The organism is Nostoc sp. CmiVER01 (genome assembly GCF_034531135.2).
Lineage (GTDB): Bacteria > Cyanobacteriota > Cyanobacteriia > Cyanobacteriales > Nostocaceae > Nostoc.
This window is the reverse complement of record NZ_JAVRBU020000019.1, coordinates 1-18,454: the sequence shown is the minus strand read 5'-3', so window position 1 is coordinate 18,454 and position 18,454 is coordinate 1. Positions and strand designations below refer to the sequence as shown.

13 protein-coding genes and 1 pseudogene are annotated in these 18,454 nt (G+C 41.5%); 8 read left to right on the top strand and 6 right to left on the bottom strand.

Annotated elements, in window-relative coordinates:
- Nucleotides 1-370: 370 nt before the first annotated feature.
- Nucleotides 371-1,420 (bottom strand): class 1 fructose-bisphosphatase, encoded by a 1,050-nt coding sequence (gene fbp, locus RMZ43_RS28625; RefSeq protein ID WP_322653728.1) that lies wholly within the window; start codon nt 1,418-1,420, stop codon nt 371-373.
- A gap of 288 nt (nt 1,421-1,708) precedes the next feature.
- Between fbp and RMZ43_RS28620 the strand changes: the two genes are divergently transcribed.
- Together RMZ43_RS28620 and RMZ43_RS28615 are read left to right on the top strand one after the other, a co-directional pair.
- Nucleotides 1,709-1,957, top strand: coding sequence for a hypothetical protein (locus RMZ43_RS28620; protein WP_322653729.1), 249 nt, complete (start codon nt 1,709-1,711; stop codon nt 1,955-1,957).
- Nucleotides 1,936-2,118, top strand: a pseudogene (locus RMZ43_RS28615) (DUF928 domain-containing protein); the annotation flags it as partial. The gene RMZ43_RS28620 and the pseudogene RMZ43_RS28615, both read left to right, overlap by 22 nt.
- A gap of 94 nt (nt 2,119-2,212) precedes the next feature.
- Here RMZ43_RS28615 and RMZ43_RS28610 read toward each other — a convergent pair.
- Both RMZ43_RS28610 and RMZ43_RS28605 read right to left on the bottom strand, forming a co-directional pair.
- The gene (locus RMZ43_RS28610; protein WP_322648521.1) at nt 2,213-2,518 is read right to left on the bottom strand and encodes a hypothetical protein; all 306 of its coding nucleotides are present in this window, start codon (nt 2,516-2,518) and stop codon (nt 2,213-2,215) included.
- 107 nt (nt 2,519-2,625) lie between these two features.
- The gene (locus RMZ43_RS28605) at nt 2,626-2,940 is read right to left on the bottom strand and encodes a hypothetical protein (protein ID WP_322648520.1); all 315 of its coding nucleotides are present in this window, start codon (nt 2,938-2,940) and stop codon (nt 2,626-2,628) included.
- A 178-nt stretch (nt 2,941-3,118) separates the two neighbouring features.
- On the opposite strand from RMZ43_RS28605, the gene RMZ43_RS28600 reads away from it, so the two are divergent.
- The 4 genes from RMZ43_RS28600 to RMZ43_RS28585 all read left to right on the top strand — a co-directional run bounded on the left by RMZ43_RS28600 (nt 3,119) and on the right by RMZ43_RS28585 (nt 10,816).
- Complete coding sequence (locus RMZ43_RS28600; protein WP_322648519.1) at nt 3,119-5,728, top strand: filamentous hemagglutinin N-terminal domain-containing protein; 2,610 nt, start codon at nt 3,119-3,121, stop codon at nt 5,726-5,728.
- A gap of 482 nt (nt 5,729-6,210) precedes the next feature.
- Nucleotides 6,211-6,732: a hypothetical protein gene (locus RMZ43_RS28595; protein ID WP_322648518.1), complete on the top strand. Its 522-nt coding sequence runs from the start codon at nt 6,211-6,213 to the stop codon at nt 6,730-6,732.
- A gap of 228 nt (nt 6,733-6,960) precedes the next feature.
- Entirely contained in the window at nt 6,961-7,608 is a 648-nt protein-coding gene (locus RMZ43_RS28590) for a hypothetical protein (RefSeq protein ID WP_322648517.1), read from the top strand.
- Between the two features lie 454 nt (nt 7,609-8,062).
- Nucleotides 8,063-10,816: a filamentous hemagglutinin N-terminal domain-containing protein gene (locus RMZ43_RS28585; protein ID WP_322652526.1), complete on the top strand. Its 2,754-nt coding sequence runs from the start codon at nt 8,063-8,065 to the stop codon at nt 10,814-10,816.
- A gap of 216 nt (nt 10,817-11,032) precedes the next feature.
- On the opposite strand, the gene RMZ43_RS28580 is transcribed toward RMZ43_RS28585, so the two are convergent.
- The gene (locus tag RMZ43_RS28580; RefSeq protein ID WP_322648515.1) at nt 11,033-13,807 is read right to left on the bottom strand and encodes a CHAT domain-containing protein; all 2,775 of its coding nucleotides are present in this window, start codon (nt 13,805-13,807) and stop codon (nt 11,033-11,035) included.
- Nucleotides 13,808-14,053: 246 nt separating this feature from the next.
- Entirely contained in the window at nt 14,054-15,901 is a 1,848-nt protein-coding gene (gene mrdA, locus RMZ43_RS28575) for a penicillin-binding protein 2 (protein ID WP_322652525.1), read from the bottom strand.
- A gap of 199 nt (nt 15,902-16,100) precedes the next feature.
- Here mrdA and RMZ43_RS28570 point away from each other — a divergent pair, with 199 nt between their 5' ends.
- Together RMZ43_RS28570 and RMZ43_RS28565 are read left to right on the top strand one after the other, a co-directional pair.
- A complete protein-coding gene (locus RMZ43_RS28570) occupies nt 16,101-17,228 on the top strand; it encodes an ABC transporter ATP-binding protein (protein WP_322648513.1) in 1,128 nt (375 codons plus the stop codon).
- A 264-nt stretch (nt 17,229-17,492) separates the two neighbouring features.
- Complete coding sequence (locus RMZ43_RS28565) at nt 17,493-17,924, top strand: hypothetical protein (protein WP_322648512.1); 432 nt, start codon at nt 17,493-17,495, stop codon at nt 17,922-17,924.
- 38 nt (nt 17,925-17,962) lie between these two features.
- Here the strand turns inward: RMZ43_RS28565 and RMZ43_RS28560 are convergent, their stop codons facing one another.
- Entirely contained in the window at nt 17,963-18,418 is a 456-nt protein-coding gene (locus RMZ43_RS28560; protein ID WP_416212416.1) for a GNAT family N-acetyltransferase, read from the bottom strand.
- Between the last annotated feature and the right edge of the window lie 36 nt (nt 18,419-18,454).

Below are 18,454 nucleotides of genomic sequence, written 5' to 3'. Positions count from 1 at the left end.
AAACTCATCACAATTTGATGTTTACTCTTGAATTGTGGCGTTGCCAATCACTTATTCGCATCGGCCAGCTGAGATAATCTTTAATACATCTTTAAGAAGTGCTATTCTGCATCGCCAATTTTAAATCACCATGATTAACTTTTAATTAATGCCAGATGCTAGACGCATCCTTGATCTTTTTATTACCGTCTTTTAGTGCAGCATGGCAAAAATAACTATCCAGTTGAAAAAGTTTAAAAAGCTTTATTTGCAAGCTTTGTTTTCTTCTAAATCGTGCCTTTTTACACTAGTACAAGTCAGCAGCCATTTCATTACAGACAAAAAGACCAAAATTAAATCCTTTTGATTTTTGACTTCCCCGTAGGGATTGCTAGTGTCCGTTTTGAATAAAAGACTCCACCTTTGCTACATCCTCTTTGCTACCAATAATTAAAGGTGTGCGTTGATGCAATTTTTTCGGTACTACATCCAAGATATCCATCAGTCCAGTAGTGGCGCGACCACCTGCTTGTTCAATCAAAAAGGCTAGAGGAGCGGTTTCATAAAGCAAGCGTAATTTACCTTCTGGGTTTTGAATTGTGCCTGGGTATAGAAACACTCCACCTTGAACTAAAATTCTATGAATGTCGCTCACCATTGCGCCGCTATAACGAGCGCTGTAGCCTTCTGTGCGATGAACGTAGCGGATGTATTCTCGAATTGATTCTTCCCACTGCCAGAAATTACCCTCATTCACGCTGTAAACAGAACCGTGGTTAGGAATCCGAATGTTCTCTTCTGTGAGAATAAATTCTCCTAAGCTAGGATCAAGGACAAAAGAATGAACCCCCTTACCTATAGTATAAACCAGCATTGTGCTGGGGCCATATAGAATGTATCCGGCAGCGAGTTGCTTACGTCCGTTGGTGAGGAGGTCAGTTGCCTTTTGATCGCTATCAGTTCCTTCTTGTTGGCGAATGGCAAAAATGGAACCTAAGCTGAGATTATTATCAGTATTGGATGAGCCATCAATTGGGTCATATAGCAGGGTATAGCGACCAATAGGGCAATTTTCCGGGATATAGTAGGGTTTTTCCATTTCCTCAGAAGCTAGGCGACAGACTAAGCCGCTTTGCTTAAAAACTGAGATAAATACATCATTGGCATAAACATCCATCTTTTTAACGGATTCTCCTTGGACATTAACTTCCCCAGTAAATCCCAGGACACCTTCCATTAAACCAGCGCGACTCATACGGCGAGCAACCAGTTTCCCGGCCAAAGCGATGCGATTCATCAACGCACTTAAATCCTGTGCATCTGGCGAAAAACTCTGAAGTTGCTGTAAGACGTGACGCGATAAGGTTGTACAATCACGATCTAAGGATCTGTCTGTAATTTCATTGATAGACGATTCTATTGAATCTGGCGCTTTAGCCATTTTTTTGTTCTCCGCAGCCCTAGCTGTTAATTGGGTTTTAATCGTGTATGGCAACTTATAGTTGCTGCTTCTATCTTAGAAAGGTAATTTGATAACTTAGATGCGACTTTAGATAAACTAAAGAAATGAATTTTCAGTGACTCTTGCACTTAGAGCCTATATACGTACTAAGTCGTCTAAGACATCACTAATATTGAATTAGGAATTTACTTAAATTAGTTAAGTAGAGAAAATAATAAAAGTAACAAACAGCTAAGTATTATATGCAGCCTGAACTATCATGAAGTTATGGGAGTATCACGGTTAATATTTCAAGCAAATAAATTCGCCGTAGGCACTTCCTCTACAGCAATCAAGCTAAGTGGTTTCCGTGTCTACGGCGCTCTTTTTGTGATTGGCATCAGTTTACTGCCAAGTCCGCAATATCCTCTGAAAACAAACAATAAGTGTATTAATGGTACTTCAAAGTTTATTGTGGCGATACTCCTAAGGAGTCGTTTTGCGATCGCCAAAACACATTTGGGTATTTTTATGTGAAATTATGGTTACAACGGATACTGCTAACAAGAAACCTTAAAAGTAACTTAAAGACGGCAAAATCAAGGGAGTACCTTGGCTATGTTGTTAATTATATTTGGCAAGATGCTGTAACTAATTTAGCTGATATGCGCTGTACTAATTCAGGCGATCGCACCTGAAGCGATGATTGGACTAATTTGTTAAAAGCTGTTGGTTTAAAAGAATTCGCCTCTGCGCCAATTGTTGCGCGTTATAGCTCAGAAAAACTGTGGTTTAAAGAATCAAAGTGAACTGTAAATCTAGCTTGGAAAGCAAGGGAACATGAAGAGGGATAAGCAGAGGCTCTGCCGGAGAGGGCATTGCGAAAGACATAACATCTTCAGAGCCAAGCCGAGAGACTAGTTTAGACCCACTTACACTTAGCGTTGCTCCTAAACTTATTTCAGAGGATACTTGAGATGCACTTACACTTAGTGTTCCTCCGACAATTTTTTCAGCCTCCACATCTCTGATGTCCTGCTCAACAATTGATTCAATATGGTCTAAATCCAGGATTTTTATTTTCAAGGAATGATGCATTGTAATCACCTAATTGATTATTTTGCTTTAGAAGCAAAATATAGCGTTTCCCAAGCAACTGAGGTACACCTAATTTTTTCTAACCTTTATCCAAAATGCCAGCAGATTTAAAACTGTACCTCACTAGACCGGGAAACGCTATAATCTAATTCTTTAATTTTCACAATAATTTGTAACTGTAAATCTACCTTGTTTACCAAGGGAGGATGAGGAGGGATAGGCAGAGGTACTGGAGGATGAGGAGGGATATGCAGAGGTACTGCCCAAGACCCAACTTCAGAGCCAAGCCGAGAGACTAGTGACGCACTTACACTTAGTGTTCCTCCGACAATTTTTTCAGCCTCCACATCTCTGATGTCCTGCTCAACAATTGATTCAATATGGTCTAAATCCAGGATTTTTATTTTCAAGGAATGATGCATTGTAATCACCTAATTGATTATTTTTCTTTAGAGGTCAAATCACCTCTATTTAATAACCCAAGTTGCAGCATAAATTTTTCTGCCAATTGTGCCAATTCTTCACAAAAGTTTATAATCTCTGCTGTCCAAACAGCACAAAAATCCCTGATTATTTCTATTGTTAAGGGAAATTCATCAAATGACTGAAAATTTACGCGATTCGTGCTGGCTTTTAAGGCTAATGATTTCTTTAGCTATTAGTGGCGCATACGTCAATGCTGGGGATTGTACCTTGGCTCAAATTACGCCTGATAACACTTTACCGACTAATTCCACTGTCAAATTAGAGGGTAATACCACAATTATTGAAGGAGGAACTCGAGCTGGAAGTAATCTTTTCCACAGTTTTGAGCAGTTTTCTGTACTCACTGGCACTCAGGCTAACTTCAAGTTCGACAACGCAATAGAAATTCAAAATATCATCAGCCGCGTCACGGGTGGTTCTGTTTCCCTAATTGACGGTCTGATTAAAGCCAATGGCTCTGCTAACTTGTTTTTTATCAATCCCAATGGAATTATTTTTGGGCCTAATGCCCAATTGGACATTAAAGGTTCTTTCATCGCAACTACAGCAAACCGCCTCAAATTTGCAGATGGCGCTCTGTTTAGCGCGTTTCCTCTCCAAAACACACCTCTGCTAACAGTAAGTGTTCCCATTGGTTTGCAATTTGAGGGAACAGCAGGAGGTATTCGTGTAGAAGGATCTGATCTCAAGGTAGAACCTGGCAAAACTTTAGCACTCGTGGGTGGTGATGTGACGTTGCAGGGAGGTGAACGAGCAGCTTTAAAACAACCAAATTTAGCGGTTTTAGGAGGACGGATTGAGTTAGGTAGTGTGGCTGGTGTTGGAGAAGTCAGCTTGAACCAGAAAGATAACGATTGGGTATTAGGGTACGCCTCTGTAAATAATTTTGGCGATATTCGATTACAAGACGGAGCGTATGTTGATGTTAGCGGTGTGGGCGGTGGCGATGTTCAGATTCAAAGCAATAATTTGGCTTTAACTCAAGGCTCAGTGATTTTTGCCGATACACAGGGTACAGAGGCTGGTGGAGAGGTGCTTGTTCAGACAACAACGACGGTGACTCTAACTGAGGGTTCGCGGATTACAGCCGATGTTTTAAAAGACGCGACTGGTGCTGGAGGAAACGTGACGATTGAAACTAAACAGTTGAGTATTCAGGGCGATGGCTCAATAATAAGAGCTGGCACCGATCCGTTGAGCAAGGGAGGGGGGGGAATGCTTACGGTTCGCGCTTCGGAGTTTGTAGAACTAACAGGAACAATAACAAGCGGCTTGTTTACTGAAACTCAAGGTGCTGGAAATGCTGGAAAGTTGACAATCAACACTCGACGGTTAAGTTCTCAAAATGGAGCGCGAGTATCAACTTCTACTCTAGGTGAGGGACAGGGGGGAAATTTGACTGTAACCGCCACCGATTCCGTGGAAGTTATTAATGGTAGTAGCTTGTTTACTGAAACTCAAGGTGCTAAAGATGCTGGAAGCTTGACAATTGATACCGGACGCTTGATTATTCAAGATGGAGCGCAAGTATCAACTTCTACCCGTGGTGCCGGACAAGGGGGAAATTTATTTGTAGCTGCTAGCGATTTGGTGAAATTACAAGGAACAGAAATATCAATAGATGGGCAACAATTCCCTAGCTTTTTAGCTACTCAGGCTGAAAATATTGGAGATGCTGGTAATTTGACGATTAACACTAGGCAATTAATTGTGGAAAATGGCGCCCAAATATCTACTGCTTCTATTGATCAAGGAAAAGGTGGAGATATAAGGGTTAATGCTACTGATCGGATAATTATATCTGGCAGTTCTCCCTTCAAAAGGCGTGTTCCAAGTGGTGGAAGTGAGTTTGTTAAGAGTGGCTTGTTTGTTAGCTCTCAAGGCTTAGGGAGTGCAGGCAACGTTCAGTTAATATCTCCTTTTATTCGCTTAGATAACGGAGGGAAAATTACTGCTGAAACTGCATCCGGTAATGGCGGTGACATTAGACTTTACGATCTAAATTTATTGTTACTAAGCGGCAAGAGCCAGATATCTGCTACCGCAGGCATTAATCAACAAGGTGGAGATGGCGGTAATATCACCATCGATGCCCCTAATGGCTTCATCGTCGCCAAACCTAATGAAAACAGCGACATTACCGCCAATGCCTACAATGGTAATGGGGGAAGAGTCAAAATCAACGCTACTAAGATTTTTGGAATTGCGCCACTAACTACCGAAGACCTTAAAAAGTTGCGCCCTATAGATTTAGACCCGCGTCAACTTCAGACAAATGATATTACGGCAATTTCCCAAACAAGACCTGATTTAAGCGGCATTGTAGAAATCAACACGCTTAATGTTGATCCTTATCGAGGATTAATTAACTTACCAGCCGTACCAATTAATACTCAAGTGTCTCAAGTTTGTCAAGTGCGTCCTGGTGAAAATCAAAGTAGTTTTACGATCACCGGACGCGGTGGCTTACCACTCAACCCCATAACAGAACGCCTCACTCCTGATTCAGTTCAAGTAAATTGGGTAACTCTTAACCCAAAGAGTGAAAACCACTCTAGTGCAGATGTTTCAACTCAGACAATTAGTTCTATTCCAGTGCCGGTTGTGGAAGCGCAAGGGTGGATGATAAATGCTAAAGGTGAAGTTGTACTCACGGCTAATGCACCGACAAACACGCTTTATAGTTCGTGGCAGAACCCAGCTAATTGCCGTAGCAATTTTTAAGATTTTAGATTGCCAACTGGGTAATTACTTGGAAATCATCAATTATAAATTATCAATTACCCTCAATACAGAAGCGATCGCGACTAACGTGGCTCACGCATACTTGGAGATTTCTATTGGGCTAATTTGTTAAAAACTATTGGTTTATCAGAATTTGCTTTTGCGCCAATTGTTAGACGTTATGGTTTGGAAAAATAATTGCGATGCAGCTAAAGCCGTGTACAAACAGAGGATAACTCAATATTGACGGTGTAATGCTGGAAAAAGCGCCTTATTTTAGTTGTTAACAGATATACAACACATATCAAGCAAGTAGGCATATTAAACTAACTACGTAAACTTATATAAAGCGCCATAAACACCTTAATTATAAGCTTTTAAAAATTTTATCTTTCTTAATTTAGTTGTGTTTTTTAGTGCCTACCTACTTAGCTGCTAGTTAATATAAGCAGTGGAAACACTAAATTATCGGAGTCAATAACATGGCAAATATTCAGGGCAACTCTGGAAACAACTATCTAGTTGGGACTCAAGGAAGCGATCAAATATATGGCTATGAAGGCGATGACACTCTAATAGGTGGGTTGGGCAATGACTACTTAGTGGGAGGAGGTGGTAATGACATTCTCACTGGTGGTAGTGGTAGAGATACCTTTGTCCTGAATTACTCAGGTGGTGGTATTGATAGAATTAAAGACTTCTCCGTTAGTGATGACGTTCTTAAAGTTACTACATCAACAATTGGCGCTTCTAACTATCTTATAGGTACACGAGCATCTCTGAGCAATTATGAAGTGGGCGAAGATGCTGGTACGGTTTCTACTAAGTCTGCAAATCGTTCACTAACGCTTGGTTCGAGTAACACTAGCCAATCTTCTAGTCTTTTTATATATGACGCAAGCACCGGTGCTTTATTTTATTTGAATCAGCAGATAGCTTGGCTATCTCCTAACCTTGACTGGAATACAGCTGTTGTAGTGGCTTCAAAAACTACTAATAATTAACATTGACGAATAAAAAATCTGACTCCATAGCAGAGTCTCTTACTAAAGTTGGGAGAGTCAAACTCGCCTTATACAGTGTATAGACAGACAAGGAATTCGCGCTTTGATTACGGAATTGGTATTCTAAGTGCGATCGCGTTGTTTTGTTTTTTAACCAATGTCATCTGTAATGCTAATTGCCAGTTAAAATCAGCAATAGAAACACGAATTTCTCAGGGAGTAACGAACGTGGCAACTATTCACGGCACATCTGGAAGCAACTATCTAACTGGGACTTCACTAAACGATCAAATCTACGGTCATGAAGGTAATGACACTCTAATAGGTGGGGCAGGTAATGACTACTTAGAGGGAGGAAGTGGTAATGACAGACTCACTGGTGGTAGTGGTAAAGATACCTTTGTCTTATATTACTCAGGTGGCGGCATTGATACAATTACAGACTTCTCAGTTAACGACGATATTCTGAAAATTAATACTCCTACTGTTAGCGCCACTAACGCCATCTCTAAAGGTTCTACAACCAATGACACTCTAATAGGTAAATCCGGTAAAGACTCCTTAGCAGGAGAAATTGGCAATGACATTCTCACTGGTGGCAAGAATAGTGACACTTTGCTTTCTATTACATCTTCTGAAGATGCTATTCAATTAACTAACTCTATAACTGATGTTTTAGTATCAACAAAAATTCCGAGTAACGAGATGAAAGTTACTCCTCCTACAGAATCTCCACATCCACAATTAACAATAATTGGTGGAAGTGCGGGACTGCCTAGTTATTGTAGCTATAACGCAAATACTGGTGCTTTATTTTATCTTGATCAGCAGTTAGCTTGGCTACCTCGTAACCTTCACTTTGCTAACAATGCATGACTTAGGCAGTGACAGAAAAGCGAAAATAGCAGGTATAGTCTAGTTTTTAGGGCTTCTAATTAGATTTTCCAATTACCTTTTTGCGATGCCTGTCTTTAAAAGTGCCGTTCTTGCATCGCTAACGTTGCGCTAACAGTTCTCTACATCCTAATACCCTACCTCTAACCCCCAGCATTGATGAGGGTTACAGCACTTCTTATGAAAAATCAGCGTAGTTGACAGGCGAGAGGGACAGCCTTGAACTAAAGTTCAAAGAAAAAAGAGGTTTGTTGAATTCACCTTAAGTCTTAAAATTCATACAGTCACTACGTCACAACAGCAGATTAGTAATCAAAAACCTAACCTTCCAGCAGAGTTAACTGGAGAGGGGCACGGGCAAAGGTTTGCACAAGTATTACTAAAGTAGTGTCGATCTTGCAATAAAGTAATTTTCCACAGTTAGGAGATAAGTTCTGTGAGTTTAAGAAGTTGGTTTGGTCACGGTTGTCACTTAGGGTTGTCAGGCTTGGTGATTCTAACGGGTGCAATTGGAATCCAAGGAGGCTTACGCACATTTGCTCAGGTCACTGCTGATCCTTCTGTGGGAACTCAAGTGAAGCAAATCGACAACACTACCTTGGATATTACAGGGGGTACAACCGTTGGCAATACAAATTTATTCCATAGTTTTAGCAACTTTAGTATTACAAGTGATCAGGTAGTCAATTTCCAAAACGCCCCTACTATCAACAATATTTTGGTGCGAGTTACAGGGAGAAATCCTTCTGATATCGAGGGAACACTTCAAACTCAAGGTAATGCTAATTTCTTTTTAATGAATCCTAACGGCATCATATTTGGACAAAGTGCCTCATTAAATGTTAATGGTTCATTTATTGGCACAACAGCTAATGCAATCCGGTTTCCGGGTGGTGGAGAATTCTCCATGACTTCACCCGTCAATCCGCTTAACCCTTTGCTGAGTGTGAATCCTTCTGCATTTCTATTCAATCAAATTCCATCCCAGCCTGTGAAGCCGATTCAAGTCAATGAAGCATTTCTGTTTGTTCCAGAGAATCAGAATTTACTGCTATTGGGAGGCGATGTGAATTTAGAAGGAGCGATCGTGTATGCTCCAGATGGTCGAATCGAATTAGGAGGATTGGCAACAGAGGGGACAGTAGGGTTGAACATTGATAACAACAATTTCCGCTTAAGTTTTCCTGAGAATGTAGCGCGAGGAGATGTATCTGTTACTAATTTCAGTACAGTAAGTGCTAGTGGTGAAGGCGGTGGTGGTATCCAAATACAGGGCAGGCGTGTTACATTCGACGATAGTTCAGAAATTGCGGTAAATAACCTAGTCTCAAGACCAGGAGGAACATTAGGGGTTAACGCTTCGGAGTCAGTAGAACTCTTGGGAGGAAGCCGTCTATTAACTGAGACAACAAGGTTTGGAACAGCCGGAGACTTAAGGATTGAAACTGGGCGGTTAATTGTTCAAGATGGTTCGCAGATTTCAGCTTCCACTTCTCTACAATCTACAGGAGGAGGAGGAACTTTATTTGTCAACGCTAGGGACTCTATCCAACTCATTGGAACCTCCTTAATTATAGAAGGTGAAAAACCCAGGCCTAGTGGCTTGTTTACTGTAACACAAGGTGCTGGAAATGCCGGAGAATTAAGAATTGAAACTGGGCAATTAATTGTTCGAGATGGAGCGCAGGTTTCAGCCTCCACTTCTAAAGAATCTACAGGAGATGGAGGAACTGTGTCTATCAACGCTAGGGATTCTATCCAACTTATTGGAACAAATGGTGAGAGTAGAAGCGGCTTATTGGTTGGGACTCAAGCTACTGGAAATGCCGGAAACTTAAATATAAAAACTGGACAATTGATTGTTCAAGATGGAGCAAGAATTTCAGCTTCCACTTCTAAAGAATCTACAGGAGAAGGGGGAACTTTGTCTGTAACCGCAGACTCTATCCAACTCATTGGAACCTCACAAATGGGAGCTAGTGGCTTATTTGTTGGCACTGAAGCTACTGGAAATGCCGGAAACTTAAATATAGAAACTGGGCAATTGACTGTTCAAGCTGGAGCGCAGGTTTCAGCTAGTACTCGTAGTCAGGGAAGGGGAGGAACTTTGTCTGTAAACGCAGACTCTATCCAACTCATTGGAACTTCGCAAATGGGAGCTAGTGGCTTATTTGTTGGCACTGAAGCTACTGGAAATGCCGGAGACTTAAATATAGAAACTGGACAATTGACTGTTCAAGATGGAGCGCAGGTTTCAGCTTCCACTTCTAAAGAATCTACAGGAGAGGGGGGAGATATTATAGTTAAAACCGGAGAATTAAATCTCTTAAATAATGCTGATATAACTGTGAGCAGTCAAGGTACAAAAAAAGCAGGTGATTTGGAAATCACCGCTCGTTCCATCAAATTGGATAACCAAGGTAAGCTGATTGGGCAGGCTAACTCCGGTGATGGTGGTAATATTGCGCTGAACTTGCAAGATTTATTGTTACTGCGCCGCAATAGTGAAATTTCTACCTCAGCAGGCACTAGTGGGGCTGGTGGAAATGGCGGTAATATCACCATCAATATCCCTGACGGTTTTATCGTCGCCAACCCAAATGAAAACAGCGATATCACCGCTAATGCATTTAGTGGTAATGGTGGGAAAGTCACAATTAAAGCTACTAATATTTTTGGAATTGCACCACTAACTAGCGAAGACCTCAAAAGGTTGCGTCCTATGGATTTAGACCCGCGTCAACTTCAGACAAATGATATTACGGCAGTTTCCCAAACAAGACCTGATTTAAGCGGCATTGTAGATATTAACACCCTCGATGTTGACCCCTATCGAGGATTAATTAACTTACCAGCCGTCCCAGTAGACACCAAAGTGTCGCAAGCCTGTCAAGTGCGTCCTGGTGAAAATCAAAACAGTTTTACGATTACCGGACGCGGCGGCTTACCACCCAACCCTAGAACCGAAGCACTCACTCCTGATGCAGTTGAACTAGATTGGGTAACTCTCAACCCAAAGGGTGAAAACCGTGTTAGTACAAATTCAAGTCAGGCAAATAATTCTAGTCCAGCGCCGATTGTGGAAGCACAAGGGTGGGTGAAAAATGCTAAAGGTGAAGTTGTACTCACGGCTGATGCGCCGAAAGCTTTGCCTCATAGTTCCTGGTTTACTCCTGCTTCTTGTTTCTAAAAAATCAGATTATGTCACAATACGCTTGGGTTAAGCAAAGCTCAATTCAACAAAGTCTCGAAATGTTGGGTTTCGTTCCTCAACCCAACCTACACATTTCAAGGTTTTTGGTGCGAACCCAAGCGTATTAGGTTATATCACGATCGCTTAATCAAGCTGAATAAAAAATGTTCCTAGTGAGGACTTTAGTCCTGCCTTCTTCAAGGGTGATTTATGTCAAAGCCAATTGCCTACTAAAACATAGGGTGCCCAGAAATATGGAGTTTTTTCTCTAGCAAAAATAGCTAATTGGGCACGCTGGAGTGCCTCGGCTTTATTCATCCCAAGCTTTAGCTGTCGATAGAACTCACTCATTACATCGACAGTGGAGCGATCATCTATTGACCACAATGTTGCTAGTGTACTGCGTACTCCCGCCCGCATAGCTATCCCAGCCAGTCCCAAAGCTGCTCGTTTGTCTCCCTCAGCAGTTTGGCAAGCACTAAGGACGAGTAATTCAATGCCACTAAATCTGTTTTTGTCGCTAACTCGCAGTAGATTATCAAATTCCTTGACTTTAACCAGTTTATCCCAGGTGAGAATAAAGGTTTTTTCAGCATCAGAACTAAATTCACCGTGAGTTGCTAGGTGAACCACGGAGAAGGAAGCTGTTTGCAACTTATTTTGCAGGTTTGTTTGGGTAAACTGCTGATTTAACAGTTCTTCACTCTTAGGTACTTCAGATTTGATTTCTTTTAATTCCCGTGGTACATTTTCTAATTCGGGAAATTCTTTGCCTTCGACTGGACGTTTTTCGCTGACTCCGGCTGTTAAAGCATTTAGCTGTATCTGTCGCAAAGGTTTAGGATCGAGAAGTTGCAAACCTGGTGTCAAGGCGATCGCATATTTCTCTACTAGATATTGCTTCTGTTGTTTGTCGTAGAGAACCGCCATTGGGATATTTCGCAACTCACCATCAAGTACAAACACTAAGGTTTTTATCCCACTATTGACTAAATCTGTTTGTGCAGGTCGAATTAACCAATCATATATTTTTTGGGACTGCTGCTGAACCCGACCTGTTGCGGTAACATTTAGTAAGTTTTTCCTCAATTCTGCTATTGTGTTTTCCACATCATTTTGAGCTATTACAGTTTTGTAGTGGCGCAAGTCTTGATTAGGCAATTTGAAGATAACATCTACGCGATCTGGCAAAATAATTGGATAAATCACTGCTGCTCGTTGGTCTTTTTTGTCAACCACTGGGTCAAGTTCCTGCGTAGGGTTTAAACAGGCTGACCGAAAGAAGTTATCCAATTCTGCCAATTGCAGAGATTCAATTACATCACGAGCAAGCTTTAGATTGTCTTGATTGATACCCTCTTGTGGCGATCGCGGTGTATTATCTTTTAGTAGAGAAGCGTCTTGTTGGTCTAGCTTCTCGAAGGGAACAGAAGCGCTGTTGCCTTGGGGAGAACGCAACAGCAATTCAACTAACTCTCGATACACTGGTTCGATATTTTCCCGAAAGGAAAACTGCAAGTCTGGATTGAGGGCTACTAAATCACCACGCAGAGATTTAAGGGTCTTGTAGGCTACATTATAGGATGCGATCGCGCCTTTAGTATCTCCCTTTTTTTTCAGTATGCGTCCTAGCTGCCATTGCCACTGATAACCAATATCCGATGCATTAATACTTTGCGCTGTGAATAAAGCTTTCTCGGTAAGCTCTTGAGCATCAGAAAACTGCCCGGTTTTTTCATACAACTCACCAAGACTACCCATAGCATAAGATTCTGCTCGCCGATCTTGCAAGTTCTGTGCCTGTTTGATCGCAGTGGACAATTGCTGGGCAATGTTCAGCCATGAGGGAGTATCTATGCTAATTTTTTCTTTTAATTGTGTAAGATTTTGGGCAAATTTAATGCGAGTATATACTGAGGTTCGGCTGGGTGGCAAATTGCTAATTACCGTTTGGATTTGAGACGACAACGCCAATGCATCTTGATCTTGGTTTTTTTCTAAAAGTAAACTAAGTAAATTTAGGCGAGCCTGGATGCGGGTGATGGAGGAAACAGATACAGCAGCAGCCTCCTGATAGTATTGCAAAGCCGCTTCAGTGTCTTGCTGGGCGCGGGCTGTGTTGCCTAAACTGAGTTGAGCCTCTGCGATCGCTTTTGGAGATTGCAATCGTTTTGCCACTGCTAAACTTTTCCCCAATACCAAACGTGATACATTTAAATCACCGACAAGTCGGCGGATGTTGCCAAGACTACGTAGCCCTGTAGCTACAAGAAGTGAGTCTGGAAGGGTTGTAAGGGTTTGCTGTACTTCGTTTAAAGTTTTGTTAGCCTGAAGGTAAAGCCCTAAAGTTTGCAAAGCTTGTGCAGAGTTAATTTGGTTACGAGTTAATCTAGCCTTGTCGCCTATTTGCTGATAAATATTAGCGGCTTTTTGCCAGGTAGTTAAAGCCGCTTCTGCTTGTCCTTGTGCCAGTTGTAACTGTCCTTGCACATCTAGGGCTTGGGCAATAAGTTGGGAACGCTCACCGGAACCGCCCGTATTTTCCTCTGACTGTAATAATTTTAAACTTTGGGCGTTTGCTTCCTCAGCTTCTGCCCACAGGCCAAGTTGCTGATAAGCCAAGGAGAGATTACTCAGCGTCATCGCTTCTTGTAATTCATCCCTAGAAGTTTTAAACGCAGCAGCAGCCTGTTGCAAAACTTTTATCGCTTCAGTAAATTGTCCCCTGTCGTATAATATTTTGCCTTGTTCCACTAAGCTTGCCGTTTGGGATGAGCCGCTTTTCTGGGGGAGTAGGGAGTTGAAAGTAGGGGATTTGGCATTTATCAATTTCCTGTTTTCACTACTTCCTTGTTTTCCCCACTCCTTTTGCTCGGTCAAATTTTGCATAGCAGGGTAGACGGCAGGAGGTTTTGCTAAAACAGGGGATAAAGCTATGCATAGAAATGCAGTGAACAGCGCTAGGAAAAAATAATTTGGGCATTTCATAGTTCAGTTCTGTATATTCAAATATAATTAGACATTGCTTTTTATCAATTGCCACTTGTTTACAGAACCTTAAAGGCATTTAGTGGTCTATCTCATTAATTTTGCGGGGTAATACTAGCTCCTGATTAAATAGCAATGTGGGTACATCTGTCTTTACAAGCTTACAAGCGATCGCTAAAGAAAAAGGGTGTATGAGCAAGAAGTATAATATATACCTATTTGACTTTTGACTTTCGCTCTGCGGCACTAGTCTCCAGTTCCATGTCCTGAACTCTGAGTTTTAGCTTCTGATGGATCAAGCTGAGGTTTTTGATACTTACCTGGATACTTATGCTGAAAATAAGCTTCTAGCACTTGTAAAACCATCGGCCCGCAAATAGTACCGCCATGTTCGCCAGTATTTTCACCAAAGGCCACAACCACAATTTCCGGCTTATTACTAGGAGCATAAGCACCAAACCAAGTATGATTTGGGCGACCAACACCAGCTTCAGCAGTGCCACTCTTTCCAGACGCTGGGGCAATTGTCGGCACATCCAAGCGCTTACCAGTACCCTCACTCACTACCCGCCGCAGTCCATCGCGGAGAACTTTGATAGTTGTCGGCTTCATATTTAAGGATTCTCGCCAACTTTTTGCTTCTTCGTTGTCTTTGAGCAAATGCGGCTGAACTCGATACCCACCATTAGCAGGGACAGAAAACATAATCGCCGATTGCAGGGGTGTCACTTGCAAAGCACCTTGACCAATTGACATATTAATAGTGTCGCCTACAGTCCAAGGTGTTTTCAAAACTTTCTGCTTCCATGTGTCATCTGGAACCAAACCTTTTGATTCTTCGCCCTGAAATTCAATGCCAGTTCTTTGACCAAACCCATATTTGCGACTCCATTCAATTAAAGTTGGGCCACCGACTTTTCTACCAACTTGATAGAAGAAAGTATCACTACTCATAGCGATCGCTCTGGGAAATCCTAATGGCCCAAATCCAGCATGGTTCCACTCACCAAAAGTTACCCCACCAACGGTCAGAGAACTAAAGGTCTGTAATATTGTATCAGGAGAAAATTCACCTGATTCCAACCCGGCTGTGGTGGTGACAATTTTGAAAGTACTGGCGGGAGGAAAGGCACTCAAGGCACGATTAACCAGAGGATGATCTTTACCTTGCAAGGTTTCCCAATCTTTCTGGGAGAGTTTTTGTTTGGAGAAGATATTCGGGTCAAAGGTGGGGTAAGATACCAGTGCTAAAACAGCACCGTTATTTGGATCGAGTGCTGCGATCGCACCTCGGTGATTTCCCAAAGCTTTTTCTGCTGCCTTTTGCACATCTAAATCTATGGTCAGGTGCAAATCGTTACCAGCTTTTGCCTGTTTTTCCCCCAAAACCCGGATTGGTCTACCTGCACCATCCACTTCCACCTGCTGACCGCCCCATTCACCACGTAGCATTTTCTCATAAGCCTTTTCCACCCCCATTTGACCAATTACATCTCCGAGTCGGTAGCCTTGCTGCTTCTTGTCTTTTAACTGGTCGGGGGTCAACTCTCGCGTATAACCTAGTACATGAGCCAATTCTTTACCGTGGGGATAATAACGCACGGAATCTGTATTGATTTCTACTTCCGGGAGATCATTTTTATACTCCTTTAATGCCGTGATTTCTGCTTCATTTAGATCACGAGCAACCCGGATGAGTGAAGAAGAATTAGCACCAGCTTGTTCTAATTTCTTTTCCATTTCATCTTGGGGAATGTTGAGAATTTGCGCTAGACGCGGGCCCACTACAGACCAGGAAGGCTTAGTATGTGCCATCGGCCACAAATATACAGAACTAGGATAGCGAGTAGTGGCTAAAAGTTTACCATTGCGGTCAAAAATATTTCCCCGTTCGGGTTGTTTAAGAATCATCCGAACGCGGTTTGCTTCGGCTCGTTCCCGGAGTTTTGGCCCCTCAACAATTTGCAAATATGCCAAACGAGCCTCAATACCAGCGAGTATTAATCCGGTAAATACGATTAAAAATATTGATTGGAAACCACGTCCAACTGTACGTGTATCTTTTTTGCTGCCAATTGATGGAAATAAAGACATAAGACAAATAATGATTCCAATAGAGGTATTATCTGTATACAATTACCCTAAACTCATGCCCAGTACTGGGTATAAAAGAATTGGACAAGTATATTCTTGAACAATTGTTTTTGGCGGATACAATGAACCAAAGTGTCAAATCTAGTCTGCCCAATAGACTACTGACATCACGTAATATCACGGCATTCTACTGAGGATTATGGCTCAAATTGTCATGCAGAATCAAAGGGGGATAACAAATTTTCAGCCACTTGATGTTGAACTGCGTAATGTGTTCAAGTTTTTTAACCAAGAACCAGCAGTAAATGGAATCGATTTGGATATCAGACAAGGAGAATTTTTTAGTATTTTAGGCCCCTCCGGTTGTGGTAAAACAACAACACTGCGTTTAATCGCTGGGTTTGAAATCGCTGACGCTGGTAAGGTGTTGATTCAGGGTCAGTCTATGACTAATGTGCCGCCTTACCGCCGACCCGTCAATACTGTATTTCAAAGTTACGCTCTATTTAACCACCTGAATGTCTGGAATAACATCGCCTTCGGACTACGGTTAAAAAAAATAACCAAATCGAAAATTGAAGCTAGAGTCGAAGAAGCTTTAAAACTCGTGAAAATGGAAAGTTTGCGATCGCGCTTTCCCAATCAACTTTCTGGTGGTCAACAGCAGCGAGTCGCTTTAGCAAGAGCTTTAGTCAACCGTCCCACCGTGGTATTACTAGATGAACCTTTAGGGGCGTTAGATTTAAAACTACGTAAAGAAATGCAGGTGGAGTTATCAAATTTACACAAAGATTTGGGAGTGACCTTTGTGATGGTGACACACGACCAAGAAGAAGCATTATCTTTGAGCGATCGCATTGCTGTGATGAACCAAGGCAAAATTGAACAAGTTGGCACTCCTAGCCAAATTTACGAACGTCCTTGTACATCCTTTGTTGCTGATTTTATTGGCGATACTAATTTATTTAGTGGTGAAATTGTCGCGGTAGACTCTTCTAATATTAAAATTTCCACAAAAACGGGACTCTCAATTATCATTAGTCGCGCAGAAGATACACCGTCTGAATTATCACAAGCAGTGGTAGTTTGCGTGCGTCCAGAAAAAATACAACTTTCGCTTTATCCACCCAACTTGCCAACTAACTGTTTTGAAGGACGGCTTGTCAATATTATGTATTTAGGCACACATGTTAATTATGTTGTGGAATTAACAAATGGCATTAGTATAAATGTGTTGCAACCGAATACTTTTGGCGTTTTACCAGACCGCAACACACCCATCTACGCTTGGTGGGCAGAAAATGATTGTTTAGCTATTAGTCAATAGTTATAAAATTCAATAATGGAATAAGACCTTGACCCAAGAATCAGGAGAGCAGAGGGAAAGATACTGTAATTCACCTGCCACAATTTTAGTAGCCCTAAATTTATTTATACCCAAAAGTAAAGATATTTGTTTAGAGATATGTAACACCAAAAATAATACGTCCAAACTTTCAGAGTCAATACATTTATGTATGAAGATTTTCCCCCTGCTCCCCGCTCCCTGCCCCTTTTCCTCTTGTTTACCTTGTACTAGGAGTATTAACCCATGTCAATTTCGCAAAGAGTTCCTTGGGTATCCCTGGCATTAGTACTGCTTAGTTACAGTACTCTGGGCTGGGTAATATCTGAAACACGCGCTCCCCAGTCTGTGTGGGTGGCAACTGTCATTGCTATCTTGCTTTTAATAGTAACGTTGACCATTCCTTGGACGAAAATGACATATTACTTCAGTATTTTGATTAAATCAAATACGAGGTCTTTCGCCGTTGCTGTTTTAGCAGCTTTCTTGTTTTTTATTATGATTGCCTGGTTTCGAGTATTTCTTGATACTTTACTAATCGTTTCGGCAACTATCTTAGTTAAGATAGACTTTCAAACAGCAGGTCTTAGGGAAGGGCTAGCCTTTTGGACTACATCTGCCTTTTCATTGATCGGTTTGGCCTTGGGTGCGCTAATCTACAAGTTAATATATTCGTGAATTTTGGTAATTTCCTTAAGTCATCGGCTTTTTTACGTTTATTTATAAATTCTGTATTCAACCTCATCAAGAAGATAACCACTCTCGTTAATTTGTTGAAACTCTCGAAATATTTTACCCCCAAGACTTTCGGCAATTTTCCGACTGGGGATATTTCTTTTATCAACAGGGTAGGAAAGATAATTGTATTCCAAATTTTTATCCACCCAGCCTTTTAATGCATGAATTGCCTCTCTACCAAAACCATGACCATGAGCGGATTTCTTAAGCCAAATTCCTAACTCCGGTGTATGAGTATCAATAGCCCCAACCTCGCAAATTCCTAAAAACTCTAAATGCTCCTTCTTGAGAATTACCAACACTAAATCAGTGTGATTTTCTCGTTGTAGAATCATATCTTTGATTATATTTTCGGTTTCACTAAAACTCTGGACTGGTTTCGGATACATAAAGATAACCTGAGTTCGGGTTAAGCAGATTGAGGTAAAAGCCATTCCATCTGAAGGCTGGGTTTCTTAGGTTGATGGCAA